Raw genomic sequence first — 15,443 nt, 5'->3', positions numbered from 1 at the left:
TCACTGCTCCTGGGGACGGTGCTGCCGGGTCGGGGGGAAGTCTGCGGTGTCCGTGGTGCGTACGGCCAGCGTGCGGTCGGGGTTCAGCCGTACGACGATGTGGCGGCGCCAGGCGCTGTCGTCGCGCTCGGCGTGGTCCTCGCGCCAGTGGCAGCCGCGGGTCTCCTCGCGCTGGGAGGCGGCGGTGACCAGGGCGCGGGCGACGCACAGGAGGTTGGTGGCCTCCCAGGTGTCGACGCCGGGCTCGGCGGTCTTGCCGTTCTCGTCGAGGGCGTCGCGGGCGTCGGTGTGCAGTTGCTGGAGCTGTCCGGCGGCCCTGGCGAGGGAGTCCGCGGAGCGCAGGACGCCCGCGCCCTCGGACATGATCCGCTGGATCGCGAAGCGGGCCTCGGGGGCGAGCAGCGGGTGCGCGGGCTTCTGGGGGTGCGGGACCGGTTCGGGCACGCGCGCGTGGAGGACGGTCTCCGTCCGGCTCTCGATGATGTCGGCGACGATGCGCTCGGCGTAGACGAGACCTTCGAGGAGCGAGTTGGAGGCGAGCCGGTTCGCGCCGTGCACACCGGTACAGGCGACCTCACCGCACGCGTACAGGCCGGGGACGGTCGTACGGCCCCGGGAGTCGGTGCGGACGCCGCCGGAGGCGTAGTGGGCGGCCGGGGCGACCGGGACGGGCTCGGTGACCGGGTCGATGCCGTGGCTGCGGCAGGCGGCGAGGATCGTCGGGAAACGGTGCTCCCACATGTCGGCGCCGAAGTGCCGGGCGTCGAGGAACATGTGCTCGGCGTCCAGCTCCTGCATGCGCCGCATGATGCCCTTGGCGACGATGTCCCGGGGCGCCAGCTCGGCCAGCTCGTGCTGGCCCACCATGAAGCGCACGCCGTCGGCGTCGACCAGGTGGGCGCCCTCGCCGCGCACCGCCTCGGAGACCAGGGGCTGCTGGCCCTCCGCGTCGGCGCCGAGGAACAGCACGGTCGGGTGGAACTGCACGAACTCCAGGTCGGAGACCTCGGCACCCGCGCGGAGGGCGAGGGCGACGCCGTCGCCCGTCGACACGGACGGGTTGGTGGTGGCCGAGAAGACCTGCCCCATGCCGCCGGTCGCGAGGACCACGGCGGGCGCGTGCACCGCGCCCACACCGTCGTGCTGCCCCTCGCCCATGACGTGCAGGCTCACGCCCGCCGTACGGCCTTCGGCGTCCGTGAGCAGGTCCAGGACGAGCGCGTTCTCGATCGTGCGCAGGCCACGCGCGTGGACGGCCTCGACGAGCGCCCGGGAGATCTCGGCGCCGGTCGCGTCGCCGCCGGCGTGTGCGATGCGGCGCCGGTGGTGGCCGCCCTCGCGGGCCAGTTCCAGTCCTCCTTCGGAGGACTCGTCGAAGTGGGCGCCGGTCTCGATCAGCCGCCGTACGGCGTCGGGGCCCTCGGTGACGAGGATCCGTACGGCCTCCTCGTCGCACAGACCCACGCCCGCCACCAGGGTGTCGGCCAGGTGCTGTTCGGGGGTGTCGCCCTCGCCCAGGGCGGCGGCGACCCCGCCCTGGGCCCAGCGGGTGGAGCCGTCGTCCAGGCGGGCCTTGGTCACGACGACCGCCCGCAGGCCGGCCGCCTGGCAGCGCAGGGCCGCGGTGAGACCGGCCACTCCGGAGCCGACGACCACCACGTCCGCGTCGATGGACCACCCGGGGGCGGGTGCGTGCAGTCGTATGCCTGTGTTGCTCACGAGGCGGCTCCGAAGGTTCCGAAAGCGAGTGGGATGTTGTCGATCAGCCGGGTCGTCCCGACCCGGGCGGCGACGGCGAGAACGGCCTCGCCGGTGAAGTCCTCGTCCACGTCGGTGAAGTCGGACGGGTCGACCAGGGCGAGGTAGTCCACGGCGAGCGGCGGGTCCAGTCGGGCGGCGTCGTCGAGGACCAGGCGGGCGGCGGCGCGGACGGACGCCGGGCCGCCGGGGCCGGGGGCGGCCTTGGCGACGGCGTGCGCGTCGGCCGCCGCGCGGGACTCCCCTATGGCGCTGAGCGCCTCGGCACGCGCGTGCGTGGCGGGCACCTCGCGGGCCCGCGCACGCAGCGCCTCCTGGGCGGCGTGCCGGTCGCGGCCGGCGAACAGGGCCTGAGAGAGGGCGAGCGCGGTGCGCCGCTCCTGGGGGGACAGATAGCGGTTGCGGCTGGACAGGGCCAGGCCGTCGGCCTCGCGCACGGTCGGCACGCCGACGATGTCCATGCCGAAGTTCAGGTCGCGCACCATGCGGCGGATCAGGGCGAGCTGCTGGGCGTCCTTCTGGCCGAACAGGGCGACGTCGGGGCGGGTGAGCTGCAGCAGCTTCGCGACGACGGTGAGCATGCCGTCGAAGTGGCCGGGGCGGACCGCGCCCTCCAGGCGTTCGCCCATGGGGCCCGCCGAGATGCGGACCTGGGGTTCGCCGCCCGGGTAGACCTCGTCCACGGAGGGGGCGAACACGACGTCCGCGCCCGCCAGTTCGGCGATCTTGAGGTCGGCGTCCAGGGTGCGCGGGTAGCGGTCGAGGTCCTCGCCCGCGCCGAACTGGAGCGGGTTCACGAAGACGGTGACCACGACCTCGCCGCCGGGTCCGGCGAGCTCGCGCGCGGCGCGGACCAGGGTGGCGTGGCCCTCGTGCAGGGCGCCCATCGTCATCACGACGGCGCGACGGCCCGCACGCGTGCGTGCGTGCAGTTCGTCGGCGGTGCGCAGCAGCGTGCTGGTCATCCGGCATCTCCCTCGGCGCCGTTGGCGAGTACCCCGAGGAGGTCCTCGGCGAGTTCCGGCTTGAGCAGCCCGTGGGCCAGGGCCCGGTCGGCGGTCGCGCGAGCCATCGCCAGATAGCCGGCGACGGTCTGGGGAGCGTGCTTGCGCAGTTCGGTGACGTGGGCGGCGACGGTGCCCGCGTCCCCGCGCGCGACGGGGCCGGTGAGGGCCGCGTCGCCGGAGCGCAGCGCGTTGTCCAGGGCGGCGCCCAGCAGCGGGCCGAGCATCCGGTCGGGGGCCTCGACGCCGGCCGTGCGCAGCAGCTCCATGGACTCGGCGACCAGGGTCACCAGGTGGTTGGCTCCGAGCGCGAGGGCCGCGTGGTACAGCGGGCGGTTCTCCTCGGCGATCCACTCGGGCTCGCCGCCCATCTCGATCACCAGGGCCTCGGCGGCCAGCCGGAGTTCCTCGGGCGCGGTGACCCCGAAGGAGCAGCCCGCGAGGCGCTGTACGTCCACTGGGGTGCCCGTGAAGGTCATCGCGGGGTGCAGGGCCAGCGGCAGCGCGCCGACGCGCAGAGCGGGCTCCAGGACCTGCGTGCCGTACCGCCCGGAGGTGTGCACGAGCAGTTGGCCGGGGCGCACGGCCCCGGTCTCGGCGAGGCCCTCCACGAGCCCCGGCAGCGCGTCGTCCGGGACGGTGAGCAGCACCAGGTCGGCGCGCTCCAGGACCTGCGCGGGCGTGAGGACCGGCACCTCGGGGAGCATCAGCGCGGCCCGTCGCCTCGACGCGTCGGAGACCCCGGAGACGGCCACCGGGCGGTGGCCCGCCAGTTGGAGGGACGCGGCCAACGCGGGACCCACCCGGCCGGCGCCGACGACACCGACGGCGAGCCGCGCGGGGCGGTCCTTGGGCTCTGGCTGTTGGAATGTACTCACGCGTGGGCGGCCTTCCCGTTCCAGTCCGCTCCGGGTACCGGACGATTTCTCGTCATGTTAACGCGATCGGTTCGAGGGGCGTCCGGTTGTCCACAGGCTGTGGGTAGTCGCACACTCCGAGTCCTGCCGGAAAGCCGACGGAAACTCGGGTGCTCGCACAGACGTGCGCCGGGCATCATCCGGAGCATGAGTGATACGGCGGGACAGGGCGAAGAGCGGGCGGAGCCGACCACGGAGGAGGAGCGGATCAAGGGTCGCCGTAAACGGCGCATCGACGCGAACCGCAACGCGGAGCGCGCACTCGCCCGCCTCGGTTTCCTGGGCCCCCTCCGGGAGCGGCTCGCCTTCGTCCAGGAGGCGGCCGAGCTGTACGACCTGGACGAGACCTCGGACATGTACGGCAGCGGTGTCGTGGAGACCCTGGAGAAGCGGGTCGCCGAAATCCTCGGCAAGGAGGCCGCCGCGTTCTTCCCCACGGGCACGATGGCCCAGCAGGTGGCCCTGCGCTGCTGGGCGGGCCGTACCGGCAACCCGACGGTCGCCCTGCATCCGCTCGCCCACCCCGAAGTGCACGAACGGGACGCCTTCGGCCAGGTCGCCGGACTGCGCCCGGTCCATGTGACGAGCGAGCCCCGGCAGCCGACCGCCGACGAGGTGCGCGACTTTCCCGAGCCCTTCGGGGCGCTGATGCTCGAACTGCCCCTCCGGGACGCCGGTTTCGTCCTGCCCTCCTGGGAGGAGCTCTCCGCCGTCGTCGATGCCGCCCGCGAACGCGACGCGGTGGTCCACTTCGACGGGGCCCGCCTGTGGGAGTCCGCCCCGCACCTCGGCCGCCCGCTCGACGAGATCGCCGACCTCGCGGACAGCGTCTACGTGTCGTTCTACAAGTCCCTCGACGCCCTCGGCGGCGCCGCGCTCGCCGGCCCGAAGACCCTGATCGACGAGGCGAAGACCTGGCGGCACCGCTACGGAGGCGCGGTCTTCCAGCAGTTCCCCACCGCCCTGACCGCACTCGCGGGCCTGGACCGGGAGCTGCCCCGGCTGCCCGCGTACGTGGCCCACGCGCGCGTGGTCGCCGAGGCGCTGCGCGAGGGGTTCGCCGCGGCCGGGGTGCCCTGGATGCGCGTCCAGCCCGAGCGTCCGCACACGAACGAGTTCCAGGTCTGGCTGCCCTACGACCCCGACACCCTCGCGGAGGCCGCGATCCGCCAGGCCGAGGAGACGAGCACCACCCTCTTCGCCAACCCCTGGGACACGAAGGGCCCCGGGCTGGCGGTCACCGAGGTCTACGTCCGCGCAGCGGGCCTGGAGTGGACGGCCGACGACGTGAAGGCCGCGGTCACGGACTTCGTGACCCGGCTCAAGGAGGAGAGCGGGGGCTGAGGTGGGGGCGGGCCGACGGCCCCGTGCCTCCCGCAGCCTCCCCTGGACCGGACGGCGGAGGGACCTCGCCGAGCCGAGCGGCCGGGCCGGTCTCAGCAGATCCCGCGCGCCCCCAGGCGCAGCCACCGGCCCAGTAGTCGCCGTAGCCGACCGTGAAGCCGGGCACCCCGCGACAGCCGCACGGAACCGGCGGTAGACGCGCAACTCGCGGGCCCTCCACCGCTCGTGCGCGCCGGGCAGCGGGCAGCGGAGGAAGAGCCTCGCCGAGCCGGGCCGCCGAGCCGCCGGGCCGACCGCAGCAAACCCCACACACCCCAGGCGCAGCCACCGACCCACTCCCGGGCCCTCCGCCGGTCACGCGCGCCGGGCGGCGGCGCGGGGACGCCGCCGAGCCGCCGGGCCGGGCGGGTGTCGAGCGTGTGCTGCCGGGTGATGCTCGTGCCCCCCGTGCCGCGCCGCCCGGCCCCGGCTGTCGCGGCGATTGACGGGCGCCGTCAAACGGCGGGGGCGTTGTCAGTGGCGGGGTGCACGATGGGGGCATGAGCGTGCACATCGACATCACCGGGCTGCGGCCGGAGCGAATCACCTTCGCGCCCTCGCCGCTGGGCGAGCTGTGCATGGCGCTGCACGCGATGTCCGAGCCGGGGCACCATCCCGGCCTCCAGGGCTGGGTCACCGGCGTCACCGCCCGGCTCGATCCGCATCTGGCCGACCGGATGTGCGAGGCGGACTTCCTGTGGCGGTTGACGTTCTCCGACCTGTTCCTGCCGTACGCGGGCATCCCAGGCCGGAGCACGCTCCCCGGGGCCACGCTCGCCGAGGAGCTGGATTTGTTGGACAAGTTGACTGACGAGCAGTTCGTGGACGCGGCACTGGAGTTCACCACCTGCGCGATCTCGTACGCCACGGGCGGACCCGGCCCGCTCAGCGACACCGGGATCCGGCGACGTGCCCTGGAGCAGGCGGCCGCGCGGGGCCCGCATCAACTGGCTTTCACCGAGCGGCTGTTGGCCGACCCACCGCGGACCAGGGCCTGGCTGCGGCAGTTCCTGGAGGACTGCGACGAGGCGTTCTTCGCGGAGACCTGGTCCCGGATGGAGCACCAGCTCACGGCCGACGCCCGCCACAAGACGGACCTCCTGCGCCGCAAGGGCCTGGCGGAGGCGCTGGCGTCGATGTCCACCGCGATGACCCTCGACGAGAGCGCCACCCGGATCACGGTCGACAAGCTCGGTGACGGCCGTACGGCGACCCAGGACGGCGGCCTCCTCCTGGTGCCCACCAGCCTGGGCTGGCCGCACCTGACGGTCCTGTACCGGCACGGCTGGCAGCCCGTCGTGCACTACCCCGTGGGATCGCCCAGGCTCACGGCACCGACCTCCGTGGAGCTGCTGACCCTGCGGATGACCGCCCTGTCCCACCCGGTCCGTATGCGCCTGTGCCGCAGCCTCGCCCGCAGCGCGTTCACCACCGGTGAGCTGACCCAGGTGCACGGCATGACCGCCCCCGAGATATCCCGCCATCTCGGCGTCCTGAAAAAGGCCGGCCTGATCACCACCCGCCGCCGCGGCCGCTATGTGCTGCACCAGTTGGACGTCACGACGGTGGCCCGCCTGGGCAGCGACTTCCTGGAGGGCATCCTCAGATGACCCGCACCGGGCGGCCAGGCGTCTAACCGTGCCCGCCCGCCCGCACCAGCCCCGTCTCGTAGGCCAGGACGACCACCTGCACCCGGTCCCGCAGACCGACCTTGGTCAGGATGCGGCCGACATGGGTCTTCACCGTCGCCTCGGACAGCACCAGGCGGGCCGCGATCTCGCCGTTGGACAGCCCCTGTGCGACCAGGATCATGACCTCGCGTTCGCGCTCGGTGAGGCGCTCCAGCTCCTTGCGCTGGGGCTCCTTGCCGGTGGCGGGCAGCATCGGGGCGAAGCGGTCCAGGAGCCGACGGGTCGTGGAGGGCGCCACCACGGCGTCCCCGCTGTGCACCGAGCGGATCGCGGTGAGGAGTTCGCCGGGCGGCACATCCTTGAGCATGAAGCCGGAGGCGCCCGCCTTCAGCCCGGAGAAGGCGTACTCGTCGAGGTCGAAGGTGGTCAGGATCAGCACCTTCGGCGGGTTCTCGCCCTGGCAGATGCGGCGGGTGGTCTCCACCCCGTCCAGCTTCGGCATCCGGACGTCCATCAGCACCACGTCGACCGCGGTCGCGGACAGCACCTGGAGGGCCTCGACGCCGTCGCCCGCCTCCGCGACGACCTCCATGTCCGGCTGGGCGGCGAGCACCATCCGGAACCCGGTGCGCAGCAGCACCTGGTCGTCGACGAGCATCACGCGGATCGTCATCGGGTCCTCTTCCGTTCCGTCTAAAGGTCGTTCAACTGTTCGTTACAGGTGTCAGTGCCCGGCGTACGAAAGGTCAGTGCGCGGGTTTCAGCGGCAGCAGCGCGCTGATGCGGAAGCCGCCGCCCGGGCGCGGGCCCGCGTCCAGGGTGCCCCCGACCATGCCGACCCGTTCCCGCATACCGATCAGACCATGCCCCTGGCCGTCCACGCCGCCCTCCTCGTACAGCTCGTGCGGGGCGCCCTTGCCGTCGTCCTCGACGAGCAGCCCGAGACCGTCGTCGAAGTAGACCAGGCGCACACTGGCGCCCGTGTTCGGGCCGCCGTGCTTGCGGGTGTTGGTGAGCGCCTCCTGCACGATCCGGTAGGCGGTCAGCTCGACGCCGCTGGGCAGTGGGCGCGGGGTGCCCTCGACCTTGAAGTCGACGGGCAGTCCGGACGTACGGCACTGCTCGACCAGGTCGTCGATCTGCTCCACGTCCGGCTGCGGCACGTACTCCCCGACCTCCTTGTGCTCGCCGGTGCGCAGCACGCCCAGCAGGCGGCGCATCTCGGCGAGGGCCTGGCGGCCGGTGGAGGAGATCGTCTCCAGGGCCTTCTTCGCCTGGTCCGGCGCGGAGTCGAGGACATAGGCGGCGCCGTCGGCCTGGACCACCATCACCGACACGTTGTGCGCGACCACGTCGTGCAGCTCGCGGGCGATCCGGGCGCGCTCGGCGGCGACCGCGACCTTGGCCTGCGCCTCGCGCTCCTTCTCCAGCCGGGCGGCGCGCTCCTCCAACTGCGCGAAGTACGCGCGCCGGGTGCGCATCGAGTCGCCCAGCACCCAGGCCAGCGCGAACGGCACCGTCTGGAAGATCGCCAGCGCGATCAGCCCGAGGGAACTGGTGTGCTCCTGGGGCCAGCGGATCTGCGCCAGGGTCGCCGCGGACAGACCGGCGGCCAGGGCGAAACGGGAGGCCCAGCGGGCACCGACCGCGGCGACCGTGTAGACGATCACCAGCATGGCGAAGTCGGCCACCTGGGGCTCGATGTCGAGGACCAGTTGCACGAGGCCCGTCGCGCAGGCCAGGACGAGCATCTTCTCCGGCCACCGGCGGCGCAGCGCGATCGCCGCACACATCACGACGGACACCACCAACGGCCCGACGGCCGAGTCGTGATGGCCCGGCGAGTAGTGGACACCGACGATGCTCACGCCACTCAGCCCCAGCAGGAAGACAGCCCAGAAGGTGTCGACCCATGTCGGGTGTCTGCGGAGGAAGTCATAGAGGCGCTGCACGTAACCCAGCGTAGGGACGCGTGCGGTGTGCCGGGGTCAACCGGAGGATCGATCCGTATACGCCCGACGTACTCCCCAAGGTGGAGGCCCCGTTGTCCTGTGCACTTAGTCTGGCCGCGTGACGGAAGACACCTCGGGACGGTGGCGCGGCTGGCGGGCGGCGGCCGAGGACGCCCTGTACGGCCCTGAGGGGTTCTATCGCAGGCCCGAGGGACCCGCCGGGCACTTCCGTACGTCGGTGCACGCTTCGGCGCTCTTCGCCGGGGCCGTGGCACGGCTGCTGTGCCGGGTGGACGAGGCACTGGAGGGGCCGGCGGTGCTGGACTTCGTGGATCTCGGCGCGGGCCGCGGCGAGCTGGTGACCGGTGTGCTCGCCGCCCTGCCCGCAGAAGTGGCGGCACGCGTGCGTGCGTACGGCGTCGAGCTCGCCGACCGCCCCGGGGGACTCGATCCCCGTGTCGAGTGGCGGGCCGAGGTGCCGAAGGGCGTCACCGGGCTGCTGTTCGCCAACGAGTGGCTGGACAACGTGCCCGTGGAGGTCGCCGAGGTGGACTCCGCCGGCGTACCGCGCCTCGTGCTCGTACGCGAGGACGGGACCGAGCGGCTCGGGGAGCCCCCCTCCGGTGCGGAGGCCGGGTGGCTCGCGCGGTGGTGGCCGCAGCCGCCCGAGGAGGGGCAGCGCGCCGAGATCGGCCTCCCCAGGGACACCGCCTGGGCGTCCGCCGTCGCCGCCGTCGACCGGGGACTCGCGATCGCCGTCGACTACGCGCACACCGTGGACACCCGGCCCCCGTTCGGCACGCTCACCGGTTTCCGCGAGGGCCGCGAGACGGCACCCCTGCCGGACGGCTCGTGCGACATCACGGCGCATGTCGCACTGGACGCCTGCGCACTCCCCGGCGCACGCCTGCTCACCCAACGCGCCGCCCTGCACGCCCTGGGCGTCACAGGCGCGCGCCCCCCGCTCACGCTGGCCTCCACCGACCCGGCGCGGTACGTCCGCGCCCTCGCGGGCGCCGGCGAGGCGGCCGAACTCACCGCACCGGGCGGCCTCGGCGACTTCGGCTGGCTCGTACAGCCGGTCGGAATCCCGGACCCGCTCGACCAACCGTGAACAGCCTCTACCAGTAGGTCTCCGCTTATCGACCTCTACTTGTCGCCCTCTACTTGTCGATGTCCCCGACCACGAAGAACAACGACCCAAGAATCGCCACCATGTCCGCCACCAGCGTCCCCGGCAGCAGCACCGCGAGCGCCTGGATGTTGTTGTAGGACGCCGAGCGCAGCTTCAGCCGGTACGGGGTCTTCTCGCCCTTGCTGACGAGGTAGTAGCCGTTGATCCCGAGCGGGTTCTCGGTCCACGCGTACGTGTGCCCCTCGGGCGCCTTCAGGACCTTCGGGAGCCGCTGGTTGATCGGGCCGGGCTCCAGCTCGGCGAGCCGGTCGAGGCAGGCGTCCGCGAGGTCGAGGGCGTTGTGGGTCTGCTCCAGGAGCACCTCGAAGCGGGCCAGGCAGTCGCCCTCCTGGCGCGTGACGACCTTCAGGGTGTCCTGGAGTTCGCCGTACGCGAGGTACGGCTCGTCGCGCCGCAGGTCGAAGTCGACGCCCGAGGCGCGCGCGATGGGCCCGCTCACCCCGTAGGCGTGCACGGCCTCGGCCGAGAGGGTGCCCACGTCCCGGGTGCGCCCCCGGAAGATCTCGTTGCCGAGCACCAGGTCGTCGAAGCGGTCCATCCGGGAGCGCACCGCGGCGACGGCTTCACGCGCGCGGGAGGCCCATCCGGCCGGCAGGTCCTCCTTGAGGCCGCCGACGCGGTTGAACATGTAGTGCATGCGTCCGCCGGAGACCTCCTCCATGACGTTCTGCAGCACCTCGCGCTCGCGGAACGCGTAGAACACCGGCGTGATGCCACCGAGTTCCAGGGGGTAGGACCCCAGGAACATCAGGTGGTTGAGCACCCGGTTCAGCTCGGCGAGCAGGGTGCGCGTCCACACCGCGCGCGTGGGAACCTCCATGCCGAGCATCCGCTCCACGGCGAGGACCACTCCCAGCTCGTTCGAGAAGGCGGACAGCCAGTCGTGGCGGTTGGCGAGCATGATGATCTGGCGGTAGTCGCGCGCCTCGAAGAGCTTCTCGGCGCCGCGGTGCATATAGCCGATCACCGGCTCCGCATGCTGGATGCGCTCGCCGTCGAGGACGAGCCGCAGCCGCAGCACACCGTGCGTGGAGGGGTGCTGGGGGCCGATGTTGAGCACCATGTCGGTGCTCTCCGCGGCGCCGCCGATCCCGACCGTGGTCTCCGTCGTGGGAGTCATGGACACAGTGTCTCGTACGTACGCTTGCCCCATGGAAACGGGGACTGCCGCGCAGGACGACGCGGCGCGCGAGCCGGTGTGGACCGGGCTGCCGCCGGGGCTGCTGAAGCTGCGACGGCTGTTGCTGGTGGTGTGGCTGGGGCTGCTGGCGGTGGCCCTGGGCGTGCCGCTTGCACTGTTCGCCGGTCCCGGCTGGGCGGCGTTCGCGCTGCTGCCACTCGGCCTGATGGCGTGGGGCTGGGTGCTGCTGGGCCGTAACTGGCGCTCCTGGAAGTACGCCGAGCGCGCCGACGACCTGCTGATCAGCAGGGGCGTGCTGTGGCACCACGAGACGATCGTGCCGTACGGACGGATGCAGCTCGTGGAGGTGACCTCGGGGCCCGTGGAGCGGCACTTCGGGCTGGCGAGCGTGCAGCTGCACACGGCCGCCGCGGCGACCGACGCGACGATCCCGGGGCTGGTCCCGGCCGAGGCCGAACGGCTGCGCGACCGGCTCACCGAGCTGGGCGAGGCCCGATCGGCGGGGCTGTGACGACGCCGGGCACCGAGAAGGACGTAGCCGCACACGTACCCCTCGTGGAACGGCGGCTGCATCCGGTGACGCCGTTGCGCCGGGCGTGGGCGCCGGTCGCCGTCATCATCGGGTGGGCGGTGCACGACCCCAACCAGGCGCAGGAGCAGCTCACCCGGCTGACCACGGTCACGCTCCTGATCGGGCTCGCCGTGTTCGTGCCGGCGGCCGCCCTGTACGGCTTCCTGACCTGGTGGTTCACCCACTTCGCGGTGACCGACACCGAACTGCGCATCCGTACCGGCCTGTTGTTCCGGCGCACCGCGCACATCCGGCTGGAGCGCATCCAGGCGATCGACGTGACACAGCCGCTCCTCGCGCGCGTGGCGGGCGTCGCCAAGCTGAAGCTGGACGTCGTAGGGGCCGACAAGAAGGACGAACTGGCCTTCCTGGGCGAGGGCGAGGCGCGGGCGCTGCGGGCCGAACTGCTTGCGCGGGCCGCCGGGTTCGCGCCCGAGACCGCGCACGAGGTCGGCGAGGCGCCCGCGCGGCAGTTGCTGCACGTGCCGGCCGGGGTGCTCGCGGTGTCCCTGGTGCTGACCGGCGCCACCTGGGGATCGCTGGCCGCCGCACTCGTCGTACCGCCGCTGCTCTGGTTCGCCACCCACAGCGTGTGGACGGTCCTCGCGACCGCCCTGCCGCTGCTGGGCGCGGCGGGCGCGAGCAGTGTGGGGCGGTTCGTCGGCGAGTACGACTGGACGGTGGGCGAGTCCCCGGACGGGCTGCGCATCGATCACGGGCTGCTGGACCGCACGCACGAGACGGTGCCGCCGGGGCGGGTGCAGACCGTGCGGATCGTGGAGCCGCTGCTGTGGCGGCGGCGCGGGTGGGTCCGGGTCGAGCTGGACGTGGCCGGATCGTCCAACTCGGTGCTGGTGCCGGTCGCCCCGCGCGAGATCGCCGAGTCGGTCGTCGCGCGTGTGCTGCCCGGGGTGACGGTGCCCCCGCGCTCGGCGCTGTCCCGGCCGCCGCGCCGGGCGGGCCGGTGCGTACCGCTGTGGTGGCGGGGCTACGGCCTCGCGGTCACCGACACGGTGTTCGTGGCCCGGCACGGACTGCTCCGCCGCAGCGTGGCGCTGGTGCCGCACGCGAAGGTGCAGAGCGTACGGCTGAAGCAGGGGCCCTGGGAGCGGCTCTGGCGGCTTGCCGAGGTGCGTGTGGACACCGGGGCCAACAAGACCGTCACGGCCCGGCTGCGGGACGCTCAGGAGGCCGCGGAGCTGCTCCGCGGGCAGGCCGAGCGGTCGCGGACGGGCCGCAGGGACGCGCGGCCCGACCGCTGGATGGCCTGAGGCCCGGTCAGGAAGCCGCGCTGCGCAGCCCGGGGAGGTTGATCTGCTCGGTCTCGTCGTGCGCCGTCAGGTCGATGACCTGGACCGCGCCGACACCGCGCGACCGGTCGTCGGCCGGCTTGAACTCCGCCTCCGCCTCGGCCTTGTGCACCGCGAGGGCCTCCTGGCCCACCACGTCGGCGAGGTCCTCGTTCTGCACGGCGTCCATGTCGGCGGACGACGGGCCCTTCTGCATGCCGAAGAAGTCGAACCCGCCCTCGGTCACCGGTCGCCGTACAGGAGCGGCCGGTACGACCGCCACCGCGGTCGGCACGGTGAAGTGCCCCGACGGGTGCGCGGGCTGGGCGGACTTCGCGGCCGGAGGGACGGCGGCCGCGTGCTCGTGCCCGTCGACCGCCTCGGGCTTCCCCTCCGCCTCGTCCTCCTGCGCGGCCTCCGACTCGGCGGGGCCGCTGTCGGCCGCCATCGGGGCGGGCTCGGCCGGCGCGGAGTCCTCGTCCCTCGGCGCGGGCACCCCGGCCTCACCTTCGTCGAGCCGGACCAGCGCCGCCTTGGCCCGCAGGAACAGCTTGGACCCCTCCGGGGAGAACACCGTGGAGACCGCGGGCTTCTCCTCCTCGACGACCTCGGCCTCGACCGGGGCAGCCACAGCCCCGGTGTCGTCCGTGTCGACCGCGTCGTCGTTCGCGAAATCGTCGTCCTGGAGATCCACGTCCAGGTCCGCGTCCACATCCGCCGAGGTCTCGTCGTCGGCCTCCACCAGAGCGGCTGGCAACGCGCGCGCGGGTTCCGCGGCCTCTATCTCCAGCAGGCGGCGCCCCTCCAGGGCGCTGGCGCGCTCGGTCTCCGCCGTGGCGTACCGGCGCAGCAGCGCCGCGTGTTCGTTGCGCAGGCCCGCCAGCTCCGTGCGCTTGGCGCGCAGCTTCTGCTCCAGCTTGACGCGCAGTTCGCGCGACTCGTCGAGGTCCGACTCGAGTTCGGCCAGCCGCTCCTCGTAGCGCCACTCGTCGCTCGTACGCGCGCGTACCAGGTCGGCGACCTGTTTGCCCGCCTGAGTGTCCCAGCGGCGCATGACGGCCGCCCCGACGAGCGCGGTCGCGGCGGCGATCGCCGCGACTATCCGCAGTGCGGCCGCCTGCGAGAAGACCCATGGCCCGAAGGCGCAGACGAGCGACACGCCTGCGATCGCCGAGGGGGGCAACAGCCGGTGCAACGGCGGGGAATGGCGGTGACGTCCACGTGGCATGGCCAGAAACTTACCGCGCGTAGGCGAATGATGGTGCCCCGCCCGGTAAAAACACAGCCACCCCTATTCCCTCACACCGTTTCAGAGGTCACTTTCACCGATCACCGGTCACCGAGCCGTCCGCTCATCCACTCAAGGGCCGCCGGGATCTCCCGTCGCCAGGTGTTGAAGTTGTGACCGCCGCTGTCCAGGATGATCGACGCGATACGGGTGGAGTTCTTGGCCTTCACCAGGTCGATGAATTCCAGGGTGTCCTTGTAGTCGTGTTCACCGACCTTGCTGCTGCTGACGAGCAGTGAGGTGTCCGGCCCGGGCCGGTGCTTGAGGAACCACCGCAGATCGGCCTCGTTGCGCAGCTTCTCGTCGCCCTGGAAGAGGTCGCCCGTGGTGGGGTCGATCGGTGCCTTGTAGTACGGCGACAGGCCGGCCCCCGCGGCGTACACACCGGGGTGGTGCATGGCGAGCTTCAGGGCGCAGTAGCCGCCCGTGGAGTCGCCGATCACACCCCAACTGCCGGGTTTTCTGCCCACCCTGTAGTGGGCCATCATCGCGTCGGGCAGGTCCTTGGCGAAGAACGACTCCGTCCGCGGCCCGCCCGGGACGTCCACGCACTCCGTGTCGCGCGGCGGCGCCACCGTCGGCCGCAGCATCACCAGGATCATCGGCTGCATGCGGCCGTCCTTGGCCAACTGCAGGGCCGTGCGCGGGTAGTGCAGTTTGTCGACGAGCGCCTGGGCGGTGCCCGGATACCCGGTGAGCACGACCGTCGCCGGGAACGTGCGGGTGCGGTACCGCGACTGGAAGTACTCGGGCGGCAGATAGACGTACGCGGGGGTGGCGATGTGGGTCGTACGGCCCACTATGTCGACCTGCTGCACCTGGCCCACGCTGCGCGGCCGCGTGGAGCCTCCCGGTGCGTCCACCTTCCGGGTCCCGACCACCTGGAGGGGTCCGCCGGCGCCCTGGAGCGAGGTGTGGTCGACGACGACCCCCTGGTCGGTCTCCTTGCCGAACAGGTCGGCCCAACTGGCGTAGAAACCGAAGGCCTGGTTGGCGCCGAGGCCCACCGAGGCGAAGAGCACCAACTGCGTTGCCAGCAGCAGTCCCACGCGTCCGCTGACGGCCCGCCAGTTCCGCCGGGCCAGCCGCGGCCACAGCCACACCGTGCCGATGAACAGCAGCGCGGCACACACGAACGCCAGTACCAACACCTTGTTGCTCGTGAGTCCCATGAGCTGTCCCCGCCTGCGCTTTCCGCCGAGGGCACACAACTTTCGCGAGCGTTTGCCCCGGGCTTTCCTCTGCCTTTGAACCGGCTTTCCGGTGAGGAAGGAACCTCCTTCCCCTAGACACCGTCCTAGAGGGCGCAATGTC

At 72.6% G+C, this 15,443-nt stretch carries 13 protein-coding genes; 5 read left to right on the top strand and 8 right to left on the bottom strand.

Features of this window, described 5'->3' with window-relative positions; genetic code table 11:
- From AB0M63_RS42970 to AB0M63_RS42960, 3 genes are read right to left on the bottom strand one after another with little or no spacing between them, the layout of a single operon-like run.
- Positions 1–1,719, bottom strand: coding sequence for an L-aspartate oxidase (locus AB0M63_RS42970; RefSeq protein ID WP_366023227.1), 1,719 nt, complete (start codon positions 1,717–1,719; stop codon positions 1–3).
- Positions 1,716–2,723, bottom strand: a complete 1,008-nt coding sequence (gene panC, locus AB0M63_RS42965; RefSeq protein WP_366023226.1) for a pantoate--beta-alanine ligase — start codon at positions 2,721–2,723, stop codon at positions 1,716–1,718. The genes AB0M63_RS42970 and panC overlap by 4 nt, the downstream gene beginning before the upstream one ends.
- Positions 2,720–3,640 carry a DUF2520 domain-containing protein gene (locus tag AB0M63_RS42960; protein WP_366023225.1) on the bottom strand — a complete coding sequence of 307 codons (921 nt, stop codon included), beginning with the start codon at positions 3,638–3,640 and terminating at the stop codon, positions 2,720–2,722. The genes panC and AB0M63_RS42960 overlap by 4 nt, the downstream gene beginning before the upstream one ends.
- Positions 3,641–3,826: 186 nt before the next feature.
- Between AB0M63_RS42960 and AB0M63_RS42955 the strand changes: the two genes are divergently transcribed.
- Both AB0M63_RS42955 and AB0M63_RS42950 read left to right on the top strand, forming a co-directional pair.
- Entirely contained in the window at positions 3,827–5,023 is a 1,197-nt protein-coding gene (locus AB0M63_RS42955) for a beta-eliminating lyase-related protein (protein ID WP_366023224.1), read from the top strand.
- A gap of 539 nt (positions 5,024–5,562) precedes the next feature.
- Positions 5,563–6,672, top strand: coding sequence for a DUF5937 family protein (locus AB0M63_RS42950; protein ID WP_366023223.1), 1,110 nt, complete (start codon positions 5,563–5,565; stop codon positions 6,670–6,672).
- Positions 6,673–6,694: 22 nt separating this feature from the next.
- On the opposite strand, the gene AB0M63_RS42945 is transcribed toward AB0M63_RS42950, so the two are convergent.
- Both AB0M63_RS42945 and AB0M63_RS42940 read right to left on the bottom strand, forming a co-directional pair.
- Positions 6,695–7,366: a response regulator transcription factor gene (locus AB0M63_RS42945; protein WP_356052956.1), complete on the bottom strand. Its 672-nt coding sequence runs from the start codon at positions 7,364–7,366 to the stop codon at positions 6,695–6,697.
- Between the two features lie 73 nt (positions 7,367–7,439).
- Positions 7,440–8,645 carry a sensor histidine kinase gene (locus tag AB0M63_RS42940; RefSeq protein ID WP_355907900.1) on the bottom strand — a complete coding sequence of 402 codons (1,206 nt, stop codon included), beginning with the start codon at positions 8,643–8,645 and terminating at the stop codon, positions 7,440–7,442.
- Positions 8,646–8,763: 118 nt separating this feature from the next.
- On the opposite strand from AB0M63_RS42940, the gene AB0M63_RS42935 reads away from it, so the two are divergent.
- A complete protein-coding gene (locus AB0M63_RS42935; protein WP_366023222.1) occupies positions 8,764–9,759 on the top strand; it encodes an SAM-dependent methyltransferase in 996 nt (331 codons plus the stop codon).
- A 49-nt stretch (positions 9,760–9,808) separates the two neighbouring features.
- On the opposite strand, the gene AB0M63_RS42930 is transcribed toward AB0M63_RS42935, so the two are convergent.
- Positions 9,809–10,960: an NADH-quinone oxidoreductase subunit D gene (locus tag AB0M63_RS42930; protein WP_355907894.1), complete on the bottom strand. Its 1,152-nt coding sequence runs from the start codon at positions 10,958–10,960 to the stop codon at positions 9,809–9,811.
- A gap of 31 nt (positions 10,961–10,991) precedes the next feature.
- Between AB0M63_RS42930 and AB0M63_RS42925 the strand changes: the two genes are divergently transcribed.
- Complete coding sequence (locus AB0M63_RS42925; RefSeq protein WP_355907891.1) at positions 10,992–11,492, top strand: PH domain-containing protein; 501 nt, start codon at positions 10,992–10,994, stop codon at positions 11,490–11,492.
- Positions 11,489–12,823 (top strand): PH domain-containing protein, encoded by a 1,335-nt coding sequence (locus tag AB0M63_RS42920; protein ID WP_355907888.1) that lies wholly within the window; start codon positions 11,489–11,491, stop codon positions 12,821–12,823. The genes AB0M63_RS42925 and AB0M63_RS42920 overlap by 4 nt, the downstream gene beginning before the upstream one ends.
- A 7-nt stretch (positions 12,824–12,830) precedes the next feature.
- On the opposite strand, the gene AB0M63_RS42915 is transcribed toward AB0M63_RS42920, so the two are convergent.
- Complete coding sequence (locus AB0M63_RS42915) at positions 12,831–14,069, bottom strand: hypothetical protein (RefSeq protein WP_366023221.1); 1,239 nt, start codon at positions 14,067–14,069, stop codon at positions 12,831–12,833.
- A 101-nt stretch (positions 14,070–14,170) separates the two neighbouring features.
- Positions 14,171–15,301: an alpha/beta hydrolase-fold protein gene (locus AB0M63_RS42910; RefSeq protein WP_366023220.1), complete on the bottom strand. Its 1,131-nt coding sequence runs from the start codon at positions 15,299–15,301 to the stop codon at positions 14,171–14,173.
- Positions 15,302–15,443: the final 142 nt, after the last annotated feature.

It is taken from the genome of Streptomyces sp. NPDC051576 (assembly GCF_040681835.1).
Taxonomy (GTDB): domain Bacteria; phylum Actinomycetota; class Actinomycetes; order Streptomycetales; family Streptomycetaceae; genus Streptomyces.
Note: the sequence above shows the minus strand (reverse complement) of the source record. Positions and strands in the feature narration are given on the sequence as shown.